The 16,971-nt window shown below is 70.0% G+C and carries 20 protein-coding genes; 9 read left to right on the top strand and 11 right to left on the bottom strand.

Annotation, left to right across the window (positions count from 1 at the left end; translation table 11 throughout):
• Positions 1–81: 81 nt before the first annotated feature.
• The 5 genes from H6844_12620 to H6844_12640 all read left to right on the top strand — a co-directional run bounded on the left by H6844_12620 (position 82) and on the right by H6844_12640 (position 4,060).
• A complete protein-coding gene (locus H6844_12620) occupies positions 82–1,335 on the top strand; it encodes an LLM class flavin-dependent oxidoreductase (GenBank protein ID MCB9930240.1) in 1,254 nt (417 codons plus the stop codon).
• An 18-nt stretch (positions 1,336–1,353) separates the two neighbouring features.
• Positions 1,354–1,866, top strand: a complete 513-nt coding sequence (locus H6844_12625; GenBank protein ID MCB9930241.1) for a hypothetical protein — start codon at positions 1,354–1,356, stop codon at positions 1,864–1,866.
• A 24-nt stretch (positions 1,867–1,890) separates the two neighbouring features.
• Positions 1,891–2,313 carry a hypothetical protein gene (locus H6844_12630; GenBank protein ID MCB9930242.1) on the top strand — a complete coding sequence of 141 codons (423 nt, stop codon included), beginning with the start codon at positions 1,891–1,893 and terminating at the stop codon, positions 2,311–2,313.
• A gap of 63 nt (positions 2,314–2,376) precedes the next feature.
• Positions 2,377–2,892 (top strand): copper chaperone PCu(A)C, encoded by a 516-nt coding sequence (locus H6844_12635; GenBank protein ID MCB9930243.1) that lies wholly within the window; start codon positions 2,377–2,379, stop codon positions 2,890–2,892.
• Between the two features lie 82 nt (positions 2,893–2,974).
• Positions 2,975–4,060 (top strand): TauD/TfdA family dioxygenase, encoded by a 1,086-nt coding sequence (locus tag H6844_12640; GenBank protein ID MCB9930244.1) that lies wholly within the window; start codon positions 2,975–2,977, stop codon positions 4,058–4,060.
• A 319-nt stretch (positions 4,061–4,379) separates the two neighbouring features.
• Here H6844_12640 and H6844_12645 read toward each other — a convergent pair whose 3' ends face one another.
• The 11 genes from H6844_12645 to H6844_12695 form a co-directional block, all read right to left on the bottom strand.
• On the bottom strand, positions 4,380–5,231 hold the full coding sequence (locus tag H6844_12645) for a F0F1 ATP synthase subunit gamma (protein MCB9930245.1): 852 nt from the start codon (positions 5,229–5,231) through the stop codon (positions 4,380–4,382).
• Positions 5,231–6,760, bottom strand: coding sequence for a F0F1 ATP synthase subunit alpha (locus tag H6844_12650; protein MCB9930246.1), 1,530 nt, complete (start codon positions 6,758–6,760; stop codon positions 5,231–5,233). Before H6844_12650 ends, H6844_12645 begins: the two co-directional genes overlap by 1 nt.
• Positions 6,735–7,493: a F0F1 ATP synthase subunit delta gene (locus H6844_12655; protein ID MCB9930247.1), complete on the bottom strand. Its 759-nt coding sequence runs from the start codon at positions 7,491–7,493 to the stop codon at positions 6,735–6,737. The genes H6844_12650 and H6844_12655 overlap by 26 nt, the downstream gene beginning before the upstream one ends.
• 4 nt (positions 7,494–7,497) lie before the next feature.
• Positions 7,498–7,743, bottom strand: a complete 246-nt coding sequence (locus H6844_12660; GenBank protein ID MCB9930248.1) for a F0F1 ATP synthase subunit C — start codon at positions 7,741–7,743, stop codon at positions 7,498–7,500.
• Complete coding sequence (locus H6844_12665; protein MCB9930249.1) at positions 7,730–8,434, bottom strand: F0F1 ATP synthase subunit A; 705 nt, start codon at positions 8,432–8,434, stop codon at positions 7,730–7,732. The genes H6844_12660 and H6844_12665 overlap by 14 nt, the downstream gene beginning before the upstream one ends.
• Positions 8,431–8,730, bottom strand: coding sequence for a hypothetical protein (locus H6844_12670; protein MCB9930250.1), 300 nt, complete (start codon positions 8,728–8,730; stop codon positions 8,431–8,433). The genes H6844_12665 and H6844_12670 overlap by 4 nt, the downstream gene beginning before the upstream one ends.
• Positions 8,727–8,981 carry an AtpZ/AtpI family protein gene (locus H6844_12675; protein MCB9930251.1) on the bottom strand — a complete coding sequence of 85 codons (255 nt, stop codon included), beginning with the start codon at positions 8,979–8,981 and terminating at the stop codon, positions 8,727–8,729. The genes H6844_12670 and H6844_12675 overlap by 4 nt, the downstream gene beginning before the upstream one ends.
• Before the next feature lie 107 nt (positions 8,982–9,088).
• A complete protein-coding gene (locus tag H6844_12680) occupies positions 9,089–9,592 on the bottom strand; it encodes a F0F1 ATP synthase subunit epsilon (GenBank protein MCB9930252.1) in 504 nt (167 codons plus the stop codon).
• Entirely contained in the window at positions 9,589–11,046 is a 1,458-nt protein-coding gene (locus H6844_12685) for a F0F1 ATP synthase subunit beta (protein MCB9930253.1), read from the bottom strand. Before H6844_12685 ends, H6844_12680 begins: the two co-directional genes overlap by 4 nt.
• A gap of 104 nt (positions 11,047–11,150) precedes the next feature.
• A complete protein-coding gene (locus H6844_12690) occupies positions 11,151–11,993 on the bottom strand; it encodes a phytanoyl-CoA dioxygenase family protein (protein MCB9930254.1) in 843 nt (280 codons plus the stop codon).
• Positions 11,994–12,092: 99 nt separating this feature from the next.
• Positions 12,093–13,163: an isopenicillin N synthase family oxygenase gene (locus tag H6844_12695; GenBank protein ID MCB9930255.1), complete on the bottom strand. Its 1,071-nt coding sequence runs from the start codon at positions 13,161–13,163 to the stop codon at positions 12,093–12,095.
• A gap of 100 nt (positions 13,164–13,263) precedes the next feature.
• On the opposite strand from H6844_12695, the gene H6844_12700 reads away from it, so the two are divergent.
• The 4 genes from H6844_12700 to H6844_12715 all read left to right on the top strand — a co-directional run bounded on the left by H6844_12700 (position 13,264) and on the right by H6844_12715 (position 16,936).
• Entirely contained in the window at positions 13,264–13,818 is a 555-nt protein-coding gene (locus H6844_12700; protein ID MCB9930256.1) for a hypothetical protein, read from the top strand.
• Positions 13,819–13,823: 5 nt separating this feature from the next.
• On the top strand, positions 13,824–14,660 hold the full coding sequence (locus H6844_12705; protein MCB9930257.1) for a TauD/TfdA family dioxygenase: 837 nt from the start codon (positions 13,824–13,826) through the stop codon (positions 14,658–14,660).
• Between the two features lie 89 nt (positions 14,661–14,749).
• Positions 14,750–15,529, top strand: a complete 780-nt coding sequence (locus H6844_12710; protein MCB9930258.1) for a hypothetical protein — start codon at positions 14,750–14,752, stop codon at positions 15,527–15,529.
• 168 nt (positions 15,530–15,697) lie between these two features.
• Positions 15,698–16,936, top strand: a complete 1,239-nt coding sequence (locus H6844_12715) for a c-type cytochrome (GenBank protein MCB9930259.1) — start codon at positions 15,698–15,700, stop codon at positions 16,934–16,936.
• Positions 16,937–16,971 lie beyond the last annotated feature (35 nt).

Here is a 16,971-nt window from a genome sequence, read left to right on the forward strand (position 1 = left end):
TAAGCTACCCCAACCCATTTGAGCCCATTCCGCGCCGCCCCCGTTCGGCGGCCGTCTTTTGCCTGCCGCAGGAGTTCCCCCATGGCCCGTATGAAATTCGGCGCATTCCTCGCCCCGCACCACCCGATCGGCGAGCATCCGATGCTGCAATTCCGCTCCGACCTGGACCTGGCGGAGCGGCTGGACAAGCTCGGCTTCGACGAGTTCTGGTGCGGCGAGCACCATTCCACCGGCTGGGAGGTGATCGCCTCGCCGGAAATGTTCCTGGCGGCCGCGGGCGAACGCACCCACCGCATCCGCCTCGGCACCGGCGTCGTCTCCCTGCCCTATCACCACCCGTTCATCGTCGCCCAGCGCATGGTGCAGTTGGACCACATGACCGGCGGCCGCGCCATTTTCGGCTCGGGCCCGGGCGCGCTGCCGTCGGACGCCTATGTGCTCGGCATCGACCCGGTGACCCAGCGCGACCGCCAGGACGAGGCGCTGGGCGTCATCAAGCGCCTGCTGGCGGGCGACGAGCGGTTCAGCCACAAGTCCGACTGGTTCACCCTGAACGACGCCCGCCTGCACCTGCTGCCGTTGCAGGAGGAGATGGAATACGCCGTCGCCAGCATGGTCAGCCCGTCGGGCATGACGCTGGCCGGCAAGTACGAGACCGGCGTGCTCTCCATCGGCTCCATGTCGACCGCGGGCCTGAACGCGCTGCCGACCCAGTGGTCGTTCGCCGAGGAATCGGCCGAGAAGAACGGCAACCGCGTCGACCGCAAGAACTGGCGCATCGTCCTGCAATGGCACATCGCCGAAAGCCGCGAGGAGGCCATCGCCCAGTCCAAGGACGGCCTGTTCCGCTGGCACAACGAATACAGCGTCGGCACGCTGCAACGGCCGGGCGTCGCCGCGTTCAAGACCCCGAACGAAGGCATTGAGAAAATGGCCTTCTCCGACGGCGCAACCGCGGTGATCGGCACGCCCGACGACCTGGTGCAGCGCGTCCGCAGCCTGATCGAATTGACCGGCGGCTATGGCGTCACCATCGGCTTCGTCCACGACTGGGCCAACCGCGAGAACACCATGCGCAGCTGGGATCTGGTCATGCGCTATGTGGTGCCGGAGATCAACGGCATGCTGGACGCCTATCGCGAGTCGCGCGCCCATGTGGTCGCCCACCGCGACAGCTTCGAGGCGGCCCAGCAGGGCATTCTGAACAAGATCATGGAAAATCCCCGCGCCGCCGCAGCGCTCAGGGACACCAAGGTCGGCGTCAGCGCGGCCCTGGGTCCGCATGCGGGGCCGGACCTGGAAAAGGCCGGGCGCGCGGCGTCGAAGGCGAAATAACGAGCGAGGACCAGGCTCATGCCGAAAATCGCCTCCCGGTTCGACCCGGCCGCCGCCGAATGGCGCCGGGTCACCGACCGCTCCGACCCCGCCTATCCCGTGGATTTCGAGTACGCCCTGCTCGGCTACGACCTCGCCACCGGGCGGCTCGACATGCTGTTGCGCTATGCGCCGGGCGGCTGCCATTGCCGCCGCCACCGCCATGTGGCCGCCACCGCCACCCTGGTGCTGGAGGGCGAGCAGTTCGTGACCGACGTCCTGCCGGACGGCTCGCTCGGCCCGACCATTCACCGGCGCCAGGGCGACTATGCGCTGGCCGCCGGCGACGCCCACCCGCACCACGAGCACGGCGGCGAGACCGGGGGCACGGTGCTGCTGTCGCTCAACGCCGGGCCGGACGGCGTGCTGTTCGAGTATTTCGACGCGGCGATGCAGAACGGCTTGCCCCTGACCATCGGCGAGTATGTGGCGGCCTGGGAACAGGGCGTCGCCCATGGCGGACATCCCGCAGCGGCGGCCGCTGCCGAATAGGTCTCATTGCCGGATGCCGGGTGCGTGCCTAGGTCTGGGACCGAACCGACGGCACGGATCGAGGACGAACGGGTGAACGCGCTCAGGCGACACGGACGCTGGGTCCTGCTGCCGGCCATGGTCTGGCTGGCGGTGCAGATCGCCATGGCCGCCGGCTTCTCCGTCCCCGCCGTCGCGGCCGACACGCCGGCGAGCCTCTGGCTGTGCGCCGCGGATGGCGAGGCACCGGCCGGTGCCGGCGGGGTTCCCCATGGGCCGGCGAAGGGCTGCTATTGGTGCCACGCCTTCGGGTCCGGCGCGGTGGCAGAGCCCACCCCGCCACAGGCCGAGCCGACGCGCCTGCCGGCACTGCGGAACGATCCGTTTCCGGCGCCGTCGGCCCGGGTGCTCTCGCTGCGAACGGCGGCCTTCCAAAGCCGCGCGCCGCCCGCCGGCCCGTCTGTCTGATCCCACCGCGCCGCAGCGGCGCACACCTCGTATCGATCGACAGGCTCAGAGGAGCCCATCCCCATGACCACATTCGCATTCCCCGGCCGCGCGGCGGCCCTGGCGCTGGCCGCCGCCCTGTCTCTTTCCGCCCTGCCGGCCTTCGCCCATGACTTCAAGGTCGGCGATCTGATCATCGACCATCCGTTCAGCCGCGCCACCCCGCCCATGGCCCGCGTCGGCGCCGGCTATCTGACCATCACCAACACCGGCGCCACCACCGACCGGCTGGTGTCCGTCGCCTGCGATTGCGCCAAAGCCGCCGAAATCCACGAGATGAAGATGGACGGCAATGTGATGAAGATGCAGCAACTGCCGGACGGCGTCGCAATCCCGGCCGGCGGCAGCGCCGCGCTGGCGCCCGGCGGCAACCACCTGATGTTCATCGGCCTGAAGCACGGCTTCGTCGAAGGCGAGACCTTCCAGGCGACCCTGACCTTCGAGAAGGCGGGCCCGGTGACGGTCGAGTTCGCCATCGGCCCGCTGCGCCCGATGAAGGGGCACGGCATGCCGCACAAGCTCGACAAATCGGCGAACTGAGACAGGCTAGCCATTGGCAGCGCCGCCCGGACCGGGATAAACCCATCCCGCGCCCGGGCGGCGTCTTCAAGGAGAAACGGACATGAGCAGCAGCGTGGCGCAACCCGGCGGTTGGACGGTCGCGGACCTGGAACGGGACCCGTCGTGGCGCTTCCGCATCGACGAGGCGGCCGCGGCACACCTCGCCGATACCGTGCGCCGGGCCTATGATCCGGACCGCCCGCTGTTCGCCTACACGCGCGAGGATTTCGATTTCGGCCCGGCGCTCGACACGATCCGGGCCGGCATCCGCGAGGCGCATCACGGCCGTGGCCTCGCCCTGGTGCAGGGGCTGCCGCGCGCCGGCCTGGGCGAGGACGAGTTCCGGCTGCTCAACTGGGCCATCGGCCTGCATTCCGGCGTCGCCCGGCCCCAGGGCAAGGCGAGCCAGTACATCTCCGCCGTGCGCGACGCCGGCACGGACTACCGCTCGGCCGGCGGGCGCGGCTATTCCTCCAACGCCAAGCTGGACTTCCACGTCGACGGCTCCGACCTAGTCACGCTCGCCTGCTACAACAAGGCGCGCGTCGGCGGCCAGAGCATGATCACCAGCACCATCGCTGCCTGGAACGCCCTCGTGGCCGAGCGGCCCGACCTGGCCGAGGTCGCGCGCCAGCCGTTCCAGTTCTCGCGCCAGAACGAACAGGCGCCGGACGAAGGCCCCTATTACGGCCAGCCGCTGGTCGATTTCTGCGAGGGCCGGCTGTTCGGCAAGTGGAACCGCAACCGCGTGCTGAGCGCCCAGCGGATCGAGGGCGTGCCGCCGCTGACGCCCGTCCAGCAGGAATGCCTGGACGTGATGGACGGCATTTTGCAGCGGCCGGCGTTCATGTTCACCATGTTCGTCGAACCCGGCGACATGCAGATCATGAACAACCACATCATCCTGCACTCGCGCACCGACTACGAGGACTTCGCCGACCCGGCGGAAAAGCGCCTGCTGTTCCGGCTGTGGATGGCACCGCCGGACAGCGTGCGCCTGCCGGACACCTGGTGGGATTTCTTCCGCTCGACCGCGCCCGGCACGGTGCGGGGCGGCATTCGCGGCCATTGCCACGACGCCGCCTGTCTGGCGTTCGAACGCCGCCAGGCCGCGAGCCTGGGCATGCCGCCCCCCGCAGCCGAGTGAAGCGAGGGCGCGGCACGCTTCCGGCCCATGCACGGAATAACAGCCCTTGCCTCTCCATTCCCCCACTTCTCCCGCGCAGGCGGGAGCCCATGCCTGAGACCAGAACACAAAGTCCGGACTGTGTGGGAGACTCGGACATTGCCCCTCATCCTCCCCTCCCCCGACCTGATCGGGAGCCCATGCCTGGGAGCTTCTCACAAAGTCCGGACTGTATGGGGAGTCTCAGGCATGGACCCCGTGTCGAGCACGGGGCGGCGGGGAAGGGTCAGGTGAGAGCGCGAACCCGTGACCGCCCCCGCAGACCGCAACGCCCTCACCGTCACCCTCGCCCCGACCCCAGCGCGGCCTCGGCGCCGGCGGCGAGTTCGATGATCTCGGCGGTGATCTCTTCCTGGCGCAACTGGCGCTCCTGCAAGGTCAGGTCCGAGAGCTTGGTCGCGATATTGGTCTTGGCGGCGGCCATGGCCCGCATGCGCGCCTCGTTCTCCGCCTCGAAGGCGTGCATCGCCGCCTTGTAGAGCTGGGCGAACACGTATTCTTCCGACAGGCGCTGCAACAGCCGCTCGGGCGCCAGCATGGTCAGCGGCGGCGCATACGCCGAGGCGCGGGCAAACAGGTCGTAGGAAAGCGGCAGCAGCGAATGCCGGCCGATCTCCAGGTCCGAACCGGCCCGCGCGAACACCAGGTCGACGGCGGCCAGTTCGCCCCGCGCGATGCGGTCATAGAGCGCCTCGGCCAGGTGGTTCGCCAGCGACGGCAATGCCTCGATATGGGTCGGCAGCGTGGCCGACCAGGCCGGCTCCAGGCCGCGCTCGCGCGCCAGGGTCAGGCCGCGGCTGCCTACCAGAAACACCGTGCTGCCCGCAAAATCCGGAGCGACGGCCTCCAGCAGGCGCTCGGCAAAGGTGCCGGCAAAGCCCTGCTCGGCCGCGAAGGCGACGACACCGCGGCGGGTCGGCTCGGTCGAGGCGGGTGCGCCGTCCTGGGGCAGCAGGGCCAGGGCCTGGCCGATGGCGGCGGAGATCACGTCGCTATAGGCGTCGATCCCCGGCAACAGTGCCCGGCAGTGCTGGGCGCGGGCGGCGGCGATGCCGCGCATGGCGGTGACCACGGCCTCCAACTGGCGGACATTCTGGATCTGGGCCAGGATCTGGGCGTGCCGTTGCGCCATCATTCGGCCCCTTCGCGGGCGAAGCGCCCGGCGAGCCGCGCCAGCGCCGCCGCCAGTTCCGCCCGTCCCGCCTCGTCCAGCTTGCCGGTCCCGGCGACCTGCCGGGCGGCTTCCGGCGCATCGCGGTCAAGGGCGGACGGCAGCGCCGCACGGAAGGCCGGCACCCGCTCCAGCGGCACCGCGTCCAGCACGCCACTCTGCACCGCCATCACCAGCCCCACCTCGTCCACCAGCCGCAGCGGCGCGTATTGCGGCTGGGTCAGCGCCGCGCGGATGCGGCGGCCGCGGGCGATCTTGCCCCGGACCTGCTCGTCCGTGACGCCGCCGAAGCGCGTGAACATCTCCAGTTCCAGGAACTGGGCATAGTCCAGGCGCATGGCATGGGCCGCCTCGCGCAGGGCCGGCGCCTGGGTCTTGCCGCCGATGCGGCTGACGCTGGTGCCGACATCCACCGCCGGCTTGTGGCCCTCGTGGAACAGGCGGGTGTCGAGCACGATCTGGCCGTCGGTGATCGAGATCAGGTTGGTCGGGATGTAGGCGCTGAGATTGCCGGCATCGAGTTCCGCAATCGGCAGCGCCGTCAGCGAGCCGCCGCCCGCCTGGGCCGACAGCTTGGCCGCGCGCTCCAGCAGGCGGGCGTGGACATAGAACACGTCGCCCGGATAGGCCTCGCGCCCCGGCGGCTGCCGGGTCAGCAGGGCGATCTCGCGGTGCGTGGCCGCGTGCTTGGTCAGGTCGTCGATGACGACGAGCGCGTGCTGGCCGCGGTCGCGGAAATACTCGGCGAGGGTGAAGCCGGCGAACGGCGCGATCCATTGCAGGCCAGGCGCCGACGAGGCGCCGGCCACGACGAAAATGCAGCGCTCCGGCGCGCCATGGGCGTGAACCGCGTCGATCACCCGCCGCACGGTCGAGGATTTCTGGCCGACGGCGACATAGACGCAGATCACGTCGCTGGATTTCTGGTTGATGATGCAGTCGACCGCCACCGCGGTCTTGCCGATGGCCCGGTCGCCGACGATCAGTTCGCGCTGGCCGCGGCCGAGGGCGAACATGGAATCGAGCACCAACAGGCCGGTCTGCACCGGCTCAGTGACGAAATCCCGCTCGATGATGGCGGGCGCGGGCCGGTCCACGGGCAGGGTGTCGGCAGCCTCGATCTCGCCGGCGCCATCCAGCGGCCGGCCGAGCGGATCGACGGTGCGGCCGAGAAAGCCGGGCCCGACCGGCACCCGCACCACGGCGCCGGTGCCGCGCACCCGGTGGCCGGCTTCCAGCCCCGCCGGGTCGTCCAGCAGCACGCAACCCACCCGGTCGCGGTCCAGGGTCATGGCAAAGCCGGTCTGGCCGTGCTCGAACACCACCAGTTCGTCCAGGCGCACGTCCGGCAGGCCGGAGACCTCGGCAATACCGTCGGCGGCGGCTTCCACCCGGCCCACTTCCTCCACGCTCGGCGTCAGTTCGACACGGCCGACCCGGTCCCTGGCCCGTTGCAGCCAGTCGTCAAGACCCGCGGTGATTGAGGTCATGCCCCAACTCCTCCCGAATGCGCGCGAGATCGGCCTGCCAGTTGTTGCGGATGACGGTGTTGCGCGCGTGCACTTCCAGGCCGGCGACCAGGTCCGGGTCGGTGCGGAACACGGGCTCCACCGGCGCCCCGGCCGCCCGGGCCAGCAGCCCGCGCACCCGGTCGGCCTGGGCCTCGTCGAGCGGTGCGGCCGTGACGATCTCCACCGGATGCTCGCCGTCGGCGGCGGCAAGCGCGGTCCGTTCCGACTCGGGAAGCCCCTGCAAGGCGTGGTCCAGCCCTTCCAGGAAGGCGAGGAACACCGTCTCGGGCGGCAGGCGGCGCAGCAGGCGTCCGGCAATCTCCACCGAAAGCCGGGCCGCCTCGGCAACGACACTGCCTTCGGCCTCCAGCCGCTGGCGCTTCAGGGCGGCCTCCGCCTCGGCCCGCTGGTGGGCGAGCGCTTCGGCCGACCGGGCCAGCAGCCGCTCCTTTTCCGCCGCGGCCTCCGCCTGCGCCGCCGCCAGCAGCCGCTCCCGCTCCGCCGCGATCCGGTCGCGCTCGGCGCCGGCCTCGGCCGCCTGGTGCTCGGCCCGCTCCCGCTCGGCGGCGGCGTCGGCCAGCAGGCGTGCGGTTTCCTCGCGCCGCCTGGCGACGATGCCGGCGATGGGCCGGAAGAAGAACCGCGCCAGGATCCAGACCAGGATCAGGACATTGACGGTCTGGAGCGCCAGCGTCCACCAGTCGAACTGCATGGCGCTATTGGATGAACGGGTTGGCGAACAGCACCAGCAGCGCGATCACCAGGCAGTAGATCGCCATGGTCTCGATCATCGCCAGGCCGACGAACAGCATGCGCGAGATGGTGCCCGCGGCCTCCGGCTGGCGGGCGATGGCATCCATGGCGGCGGCGACCGCCCGCCCCTCGCCCAGCGCCGGGCCGAACGCGCCCAGGCCGACCGCCAGGGCGGCCGAGAAAATGCTGACGACTTCAATCCAGTTCATGGGGGTCTCCGTTCCGGGACTCGTCCGGCTGGCCCTCGGTCAGGGCCGAGCCGATGAACACCATGGCCAGCACGGTGAAGATATAGGCCTGCACGGCGCCGGTCAGCAGGTCGAGCGCCATCAGCGGGATCGGCACCAGCAGGCCCGCAAGCGAGAGGACGATGGCGATGACGAACACGCCGCTCATGACATTGCCGAACAGGCGCACGATCAGCGAGAAGGTGCGGGTGAAGGTCTCGACGATGTTCAGCGGGATCATCACCACCGTCGGCTCGGCGAAGGTCTTCAGATAGCCGACCGGCCCGCGCCCGCGGATGCCGAACCAGAATATGGCGCAGAAGACGATCAGCCCCAGCGCCGCGTCGGTCTCCAGATGCGCCGTCGGCGGATCGACGCCGGGGATCAGGGACGACCAGTTGGCGGTCAGGATGTAGAGGAACAGCGTGCCGACCAGCGGGATAAAGGGCGCAGGGTCCGCCCGCATGGTGGAGCGCACCTGTTGCTCGATCACGCCGACGATCGCCTCCAGCACGGTCTGCCGCGTGCCGGGTCGGAGCGACAGCCGCCGGGTCAGCAGCCAGCCGCCCGCGCCCAGCGCCAGCATGATCGCCCAGGTCACCACCACCGGCTCGGTGATCGGCACCGGGCCCAGCATGAACACCAGTTTGGCGGACAGCGGCGACTCGATCATGGCGCGGCTCCCAGGCGCAAGACCGCGGTGCGGGCGACAAGCAGGCCGCCGGTCGCGGCCAGCAGCGGCAGCGCGCCGCACCAGATGGCCACGGCGGCCAGCACGCCGCCCAGCAGCACCAGACGCCCCGCCTGCAAGGCCAGCGACGGCCCTGTGCGCCCGGCCAGGAACCAGCGCACGCTCCAGCGCAGCGACAGGAAGTGCGCCGCCCCCAAGGCCACGCCCAAGGCAAGCCAGACCAGCAATTGCAACACCCAGGCGAGCGAGCCGGGTTCGGCGAGGATCAGCGCCGTCATTGCCGGTGCATCCATCGCCACGCCGACCAACAGCCCAGGGCCAGGCCCACCAGCAGCAGCGGCGCGGTCCAGAAAATGCCGCTTTGCAGTTCCCGGTCGATCCAGCGGCCGAGAAACAGGCCCAGCAGGCCCGGCGTCACGATCATCCAGCCGAGCATGCCGATCTGGCCGACCTGCCGCATCAGCGAGGGCTCGCCCTCGCGCCGCCAGTGCTCGCGGCGTTCGAGGCGGGTGCGCGCAGCCTCGGCCATGTCGCGGGCGGTGTCGACGCCAGCGGTCTCGCGCCCGGTCGGGTCGTCCCCGGCCGACGAGCCCGGACGGTCCCCCGGGCAGTCCCTCGCCGGGTCGGCGGCGGCACTCACGAGCCGTCTCCCACCGGCCCGCCCCCGACGCCCGGCCCGCGGCCAACGCTTGGCCCGCGCCCAACGCTTGGGCCGCCCCCAACGCTTGGGCCGCGGCCGTCGGGGCGCAGGAAGCGCATGATCTGGCGCACCGCCTTCATCTGCAATTGCAGGCTTTCGGTCCGGGCGGAGCGTTCGGTGTCGGCCCGCTGCCGGAACCGGTCGAGAACCTCCTGTTCCAGCCGGTCCAGCCGGTCCCCCGGCACCGCCTCGCGCGTGGCGATGGCCACTTCGGTCCCGTCCGCCGCCTGGGTGACCGAGAGCACGCCGCGGCGGACGGCGCAGTAATGGCGGCGCTCGTCCGCCCGTTTCCAGCTGACAATGCCCACCTCCAGCGCGGTCAAGAGGTCGGCATGGCCGTTCAGAATGCCGAAGCTGCCGCTCTCGTCCTCCGCCCGCACTGCGGTCACGCCGGTCTCGTCGACGACGACGGCGGTCGGGGTGGTGATCAGCAGCCTCATGCCGCCGCCTCCGCAGGACGGTTGGCCTTGTCGCGCGCCTCGTCGATCGTGCCGACCATGTAGAGCGCGTCCTCCGCCCAGTCGTCGCAATCGCCGGCCAGGATGGCGGCACACCCTTTCAGCGTGTCGGCAAGCGGCACGGAGCGGCCAGGCATGCCGGTAAAGGCTTCGGTCACGGCAAAGGGCTGGGTCAGGAAGCGTTGCAGGCGCCGCGCCCGGCGGACGGCCAGCCGGTCCTGGGCGCTCAACTCCTCGATCCCCAGCAGCGAGATGATGTCCTGCAATTCGCGATAGTGCGCGATGGTCTCGCGCACCTGCTCGGCGATGCGGTAATGGTCCTCGCCAACCACGGTCGGGTCCAGCAGGATGGAGGTGGAGGCGAGCGGATCGACCGCCGGGTACATGCCCTCCGCCGCCATGGTGCGCGAGAGCACGATCATGCTGTCCAGATGGCTGGAAATGGCGGTGACCGCGGGGTCGGTGAAGTCGTCGGCCGGCACATAGACCGCCTCGATCGCCGTGACCGAGACGCCGCCGACCGACGCGATGCGCTCGTGCAGTGCCGCCACCTCCGTCGCCAGCGTCGGCTGATAGCCCACCCGCGACGGCAGCCGCCCCAGCAGGCCCGACACCTCGCCGCCGGCCTGGACGAAGCGGAACACGTTGTCCATCAGCAGCAACACGTTCTGGCGTTTCTCGTCGCGGAAATACTCGGCGATGGTCAGCGCCGTCAGGCCGACGCGCCAGCGCGCGCCCGGCGGCTCGTTCATCTGGCCATAGACCAGGACGCTGCGCTCCAGCACGCCGGAGCCGCGCATTTCGTTCAGCAGTTCGTGCCCCTCGCGCGAGCGCTCGCCGACGCCGGCAAAGACGGAAATGCCCTGATAGCTCTGCACCATGGCGTGGATCAGTTCCATCACCACCACGGTCTTGCCGACGCCGGCGCCGCCGAACATCGCCGCCTTGCCGCCCTGGGGCAGCGGCGCCAGCAGGTCGATCACCTTGATGCCGGTCTCGAACATGGCGGTGGCGGCACTGCGCCGGCCAAGCGGCGGGGCGGGGCGGTGGATCGAGACAAGCGGCAGGTCTGCCGGCAGCGCCGGGCCGGCGTCGCGCACGCGGCCGGTGACATCCAGCAGCCGGCCGAGCAGCGCCTCGCCGACCGGCACGGACACCGGCGCGCCCGTGGGCCGGACCGGCGTGCCGCGTTTGAGCCCGGCGGTGGCCTGGAGGGCGACGCCGCGCACGGTGGCCGCGTCCAGATGCGCCTGCACCTCGACCATGAGCGGCTCCGGCCGGTCCCATTCCACGACCAGGGCCTCATCCACCTTCGGCAGGTCGCCGCCCTTCGGCAGGTTGCCGCCCTGTGGCGCCTGGTCGAATGCGACATCCACCACCGCGCCACGCACCGCGAGAACGCGGCCGGTCGACGGGAGGGAGGGCTCTGCGGGCATGCGTCGTCCTTCGGAAACCGGGGTCAAACCGAATGCAACAATCCTACCCTATCGTCCAGGACGGGCGGTGCATTGAGAAAAGTCAAATGCACCGCCGCGGCCGGTCAGCGCCGCCGCCGCCCTTCGGCCCCCGCGCCTTCGAACAGGATGGTATGCCGGCGCGCGGCATCGGCGGCCACCCGCTCAAAATCCGCATCGGCCATGCGGGTCGCAGGCCCATCGACCAGGGTGAAGTGGCCGAACCGGTCCTCGCCCGCCACCAGCACGACCTCGGTGTCCGGGCCGGAGCGGGCTTTCATCCGCGGCGCGATATAGCGGATGGCGGCGCCGATGCGCCGGTCGCCGGTGCGGTTCGGGCCGGACGCATGAAACAGATGGCCGTGATGCACCGACGCCTGGCCCGTCTGCAACACCGCATCCACCGCCCGGGATTCGTCCACGTCGACCGCCAGTTCCTGGCCGCGGGTCAACAGGTTCTCGCCGGCAAACGTGTCCTTGTGCGGCACGATGCGCTCTCGGTGGCTGCCGGGGACGAAGCGCATGCAGCCGCTTTCGGTCGTGGCCGGCGACAGCGCCACCCAGAGCGTCACCTCGTCCTGCTGGTCCAGCCCCCAATAGGTCAGGTCCTGGTGCCAGCTCACATAGTGCGGGGTGTTCGCCTCCTTGATGAACAGGCCGGAACCCCAGACCAGCAGGTCCGGCCCCAGCACCGCGCTTGCGGCGGCGATCATCTTCGGATGGCAGACCAGCGCGTCGAACCCCGGCAACAGGCGGGCGGGATAGCCCCGCAGCAGGCCCAGCCGCTTCGGGTCGTCCGCCAGCGCGGCTTCCCCGGCTTCCAGGTCGGCGCGCAGGCCCTCGGCGTCCGCCGGCGACAGGATGTCGAGCGGAAAGACGAAGCCGTCGCGGGCATAGTCCGCGGCCAGGGTCGAGGCCATATCGTTCATCGCGGCAATCCTCCAGCCCGGCCCCGTGCGGCCGGTCGGTGGCCTCCTTACCCGGTCGCCGCCGCAAGCGCCATCGACCAAGCCGACCAAACCGTGACGTTATCCGGCCCGCTCCGGGTAATAGCGGCGCACATTTTCGGGATAGCTGCGGCGGAAATAGTTCCAGAGCTGGCCGCCATAGGTGTCCGGATGGCTCTGGCTCTGCATGTCGGCGACGCCGCCGGCCACCTCGTCCGGCTGGGTCATGAAGCCGGCACCGGCATGGCGCGGGCTGGCGGCCACCGCCTCGTGAAAGGCGGGCGCCAGCGGCAGCGGCCGCAGCGAGGTGTCCAGGGATGGCCCGTGGAAATAGCCGACCGACAGGCGCGCGGCCCGCGTCGCGACGCGATGCGGCGTCGCCACGAAATAATTGCCGGTGATCGATTGCAGCACCTCGCCCAGATTGATGACGAAGGCGCCCGGCACCGGTGCGATCGGCACCCAATCGCCGTTGGCGTTCTCCACCTCCAGCCCCGGCGTGGTGCCGGGCGCCAGGATGGTGAGGAAGCCGGCGTCGTGATGGGCGTTGACGCCGAATGCGCCGGGCGGCGTTTCCGGGTAGGAAATCAGCTTGGTGAGCGACATGCGCTCGGCACCGAACATCCGGTCGAAATGGTCCGGCGCCAGGCCCAGCCCCTCGGCGAAAATCCGCATCAGCCGGTCGCCGAGCGTGCCCAGTTCGCGGAACCAGCGGTCCATGGTGGCGCGGTAGCCGGGCAGCACTGCCTCCGGCAGCCACTGGTTCGGCCCCAGCAGGCGCAGATAGTCCGGCCGGACGTCCGGGCTGCGCGCCGGGTGCTCGCTCCACAGGTCGATCTGCTCGCGCACGTCGACGCGGTTGTTGGTACGCTCCGCCCCCACCGGCTCCCAGCCGCGGAAATGGCGCGAATTGCGCTTGTCGATCAGGCGCTTTTGGTCCTCCGGCAGCGCGAAAAACCGGCGCGAGAGGTCGAACACGTCGGTGACCAGTTGCGGATCGACGCCGTGCCCCGTGACCAGCATGAAGCCGATATGGTGGCAGATGTCGCGCACATGGCGGACCAGGGCCGCGCGGGCCGCGGCATCGCCGTCCGCCATGGTGGACAGGTCGACCACGGGGATGGTTGCAAAATCGCCGGAAATTTCGGTCATATTTTCTCCAACAGCGTATCAGATTGGAAAATTGTTTGCTAAACTGCGGACTCCGATGCCGTGTGCGTCCCGATCGCACCACCACCCACGAGAGTCAGCCATGTTCGATCTCGACCAATTCATCGAAGACTGCCGCCAGGCCGTCAAGGACGACCCGACCCACAAGGCCGCGGCGGAGGTGATCGCCCGCGCCGTCAGCGACCCGGACGCGGTGGTGAAGGTTCTGGGCGAGCCGACCCGCGCCGGCAGCCACACGCTCTATCACGCGCCGGACCTGACGATCCTGAACCTCGCCTGGGGGCCGCACCAGACGATCCAGCCGCACAATCACAATATGTGGGCGGTGATCGGCATGTATGGCGGGCGCGAGGACAACGTGTTCTGGCGCCGCCTGCCGGAGGATGCGGACGGCCGCATCGAGGCCGCCGGCGCCAAGTCCATGGGCACCCGCGACTGCTCGCCGCTGGGCCAGGACATCATCCATTCGGTGCTGAACCCGACCCTGAAACTCTCCGGCGCGCTGCACGTCTATGGCGGCGATTTCTTCAACGCCCACCGCTCGGACTGGGATCCGGAGGAGTTGACGGAGCGCGACATGGACGTGCAAGCTTCGGTCCGCGCCTTCGAAGACATCAACAAACGCCTGGGGCTCTGACGTCCATGCAAGTCCAGCCGATTGCCGGTTCCATCGGCGCCCGCGTTCAGGGCGTCGACCTGTCCCGCGATCTCTCCAACAGCGAGACCGCCGACATCTATGCCGCCTTCCTGGCGCACAAGGTGCTGGTGTTCGACGGGCCGGCGCTCTCGCCGGAGCAGCAGATGCGCGCGGCCCGGATTTTCGGCGAGCCCGACCTCTACCCCTTCATCAAGGGCCTGCCGGAGCATCCGGAAATCATCGAGATCGTGAAGACCGAGAAGGACAGGGTGAATTTCGGCGGCGGCTGGCATTCCGACACCGCCTATCTGCCGGAGCCCGCCAAGGGCACGCTGCTGATGGCGCTGGAAACGCCGGAGGCCGGCGGCGACACCCTGTTCGCCAACACCGTCCGCGCCTACGAGTCGCTCTCGGACGGCCTGAAGGCGGCACTGGACGGGCTGAAGGGTGTGAACGATTCCAACTCGCTCTACAGCGGCGGCCGCGCCAAGGCCATGGCCAAGCTGGACGGCATGGCGGCGAACAACAACGCCGAGGCCGAGGTCTATGTCTCCGAACACCCGGTCGTGCGCACCCATCCGGAAACGGGCGAAAAGGGCCTGTATCTCTCCAAGGCGCACACCAAGCGTTTTGCCGGCATGACGGAAGCGGAAAGCCAGCCGCTGATCGGATTCCTGGCCGAGCACATCACCCGGCCGGAATTCACCTGCCGCGTGCGCTGGCAGCCCGGCACCGTCACGGTCTGGGACAACCGGGTGACCCAGCATTGCGCCCTGAACGACTACCAGGGCCAGCGCCGGCGCATGCGCCGCATCACGCTGAAAGGCGACCGGCCGGCCTGAGGCCGGCGCGGCCGGTCTTGCAGACCGGCGGCAATCCTCGCCATAACCAACCGGCTGCCATCCGTTTGCCCCAGAGGATTGCCCCCGCCATGTCCCGTCCCGCGATGGACTTCTCCAACCGCCGACTGTTTGCCACGGTGGGGATCACGCTTGCGGCCGGACTGGTCGCGGCGGCCGTGTTCGGTGCGTCCGCAGCACCCTGGGCGCGCCCCGGCAGCCCGCTGTTGCAGTCGCTGGCGATTGCCGGCGCCGTCCTGCTGCTGGTCTCGTTCGCGGCGGTGCTGGCGAAGCGGTTCGGGCGACCGGGCAAGGCGGGGTTCCGCGCCCATGTCGTCCTCGCCAGCCTGGGGCTGGCGGGCGTGCTGGCCCACTGGAGCTTCCACGTGATCCAGTTCCCGACGCTGCTGTTGCTGCTGCTGCTGGCGCTCGTCGCCCTCGGCGTCTGGTCGCGCAGCGCCGGTGCGGCGCAGATGGCCGGCACGTTCGGGCGCAAGCATGCCGCCTTCGCCCCGCCCGCGCCCGCCACCCGCGAGCGCCTGCGCGCCCTGATCGGCGAGAAACGGGCCATGCTTGCCGCGCTCGACCCCGCGGCCAGCGAGGCCACGTTCTCACTGCAACCGCGCCACTGGGTCTCCCGGCCGCGAATGGCGCTGGCCTATCAGCGCCTTTGCGACGAGGAATTGCGGCTGACCGGCGCCACCGCCATACTCTCGCGCGGGCAACGGCACTGGCGGCTGGCGCACCGGTTGCTGGCCTGGGGCTTTGTCCTCGGCCTGGGCCTGCACGTGCTGCTGGTGGTGTTCTTCGCCGGCTATGTGGCGCACGGGCGGGCGATCTACTGGTGGCACCTGACCGCCTGGAATTTCTGACGGTTCGGCCCCGTCGCAGCCGGACCGGCCGCAGCGCTTCCCTCCGACCGGCCTGGTGCCGCCCCCATGCGCAACGGGTGCGACCAATCACTGCAATTGCAAGTCATTCTCATTCGCATATACTCCGCCCCGCATAACCGCTATCGCTGGATCGGAGGAGTCCCGGGCATGGGTGGGTTTGTTCGCGCGAAAGGGGCGCTGGTCGCTCTCGGCCTGGTCGCTCTCGGCCCGATCGCTCTCGGCCCGGTCATGGCAGCCCCCGCCATGGCCGGCCCCGCTGCCGGGCCGGCGCCCCTGACGGCCGAGCAGGCGCTGGGCAGGGCGCTGTTCTTCGACACGTCGCTGTCCAACCCGCCGGGGCAGGCCTGCGCCTCCTGCCACGATGCGGCCACCGCCTTCACCGACCCCGACCACTGGCACCCGACCTCGAAGGGCGTCGACCCGACCCTGTTCGGCTCGCGCAGCGCCCCCAGCGTCCTGTATGCCGCCTTCAGCCCGACCTTCCATTTCGACAAGGCCGAGGGCCTCTGGATCGGCGGCCAGTTTTCGGACGGACGCGCCGCAACCCTGGAGGACCAGGCCAAGCAGCCCTTCGTCAACCCGATCGAGATGGCCAACACCGCGCCCGCCCAGGTGGTCGCCCGTCTGAAAGCCGGTCCGAACGCGGCCCGGTTCGCCAGCGTCTATGGCGCCGGCGCACTCGACGACGCCCCCGGCGCCTATGACCGCATCGCCCGCGCCATCGCCGCCTTTGAGCGGACCCGCGCATTCGCGCCGTTCACCTCCAAGTTCGACGATTTCCGCCGCGGTCTGGTGCGCCTGACCCCGCAGGAACAGCGTGGCTTCGACCTGTTCACGGACAAGGCCAAGGGCAATTGCGCCGCCTGCCACATCACCGAGCCCGCGGACGCACACACACCGGCCCTGTTCACCGACTTCACCTACGACAATGTCGGCATCCCCAAGAATTACGCCAGCGGCTATCTCACCAACCCGCACAACCCGGACGGCCCGGCCTTCATCGACCGCGGCCTGGGCGCGGTCGTGCACGATCCGGCGCTGGACGGGGCGTTCAAGGTGCCGACCCTGCGCAATCTGGCGCTGACCGCCCCCTATGGCCACAACGGCTATTTCGACACGATGGAGCAGATCGTTACCTTCTACGCCACCCGCGACACCCGCCCGGCCTGCGCCAACCCGAAAGCCTCGGCCCGCGAGGCCATGGCCGCCCGCTGCTGGCCGCCGGCGGAGGTGCCTGGCACCGTCAATCGGGACGAGATGGGGAATCTGCCCTTGAACCAACGGGATATCGCGGACCTGGTCGCCTTTCTGAACACCCTCACCGACGGCTACGATCCGGCCACGGGCGAGGCCGGCACCGCCCCGTCATCGCAAGCGGCCCGCTAACCCTCGGCTCGGTGCGCGCACCGGAGCCGGAGCCG

Source organism: Alphaproteobacteria bacterium, assembly GCA_020638555.1.
GTDB lineage: Bacteria > Pseudomonadota > Alphaproteobacteria > Bin95 > Bin95 > JACKII01.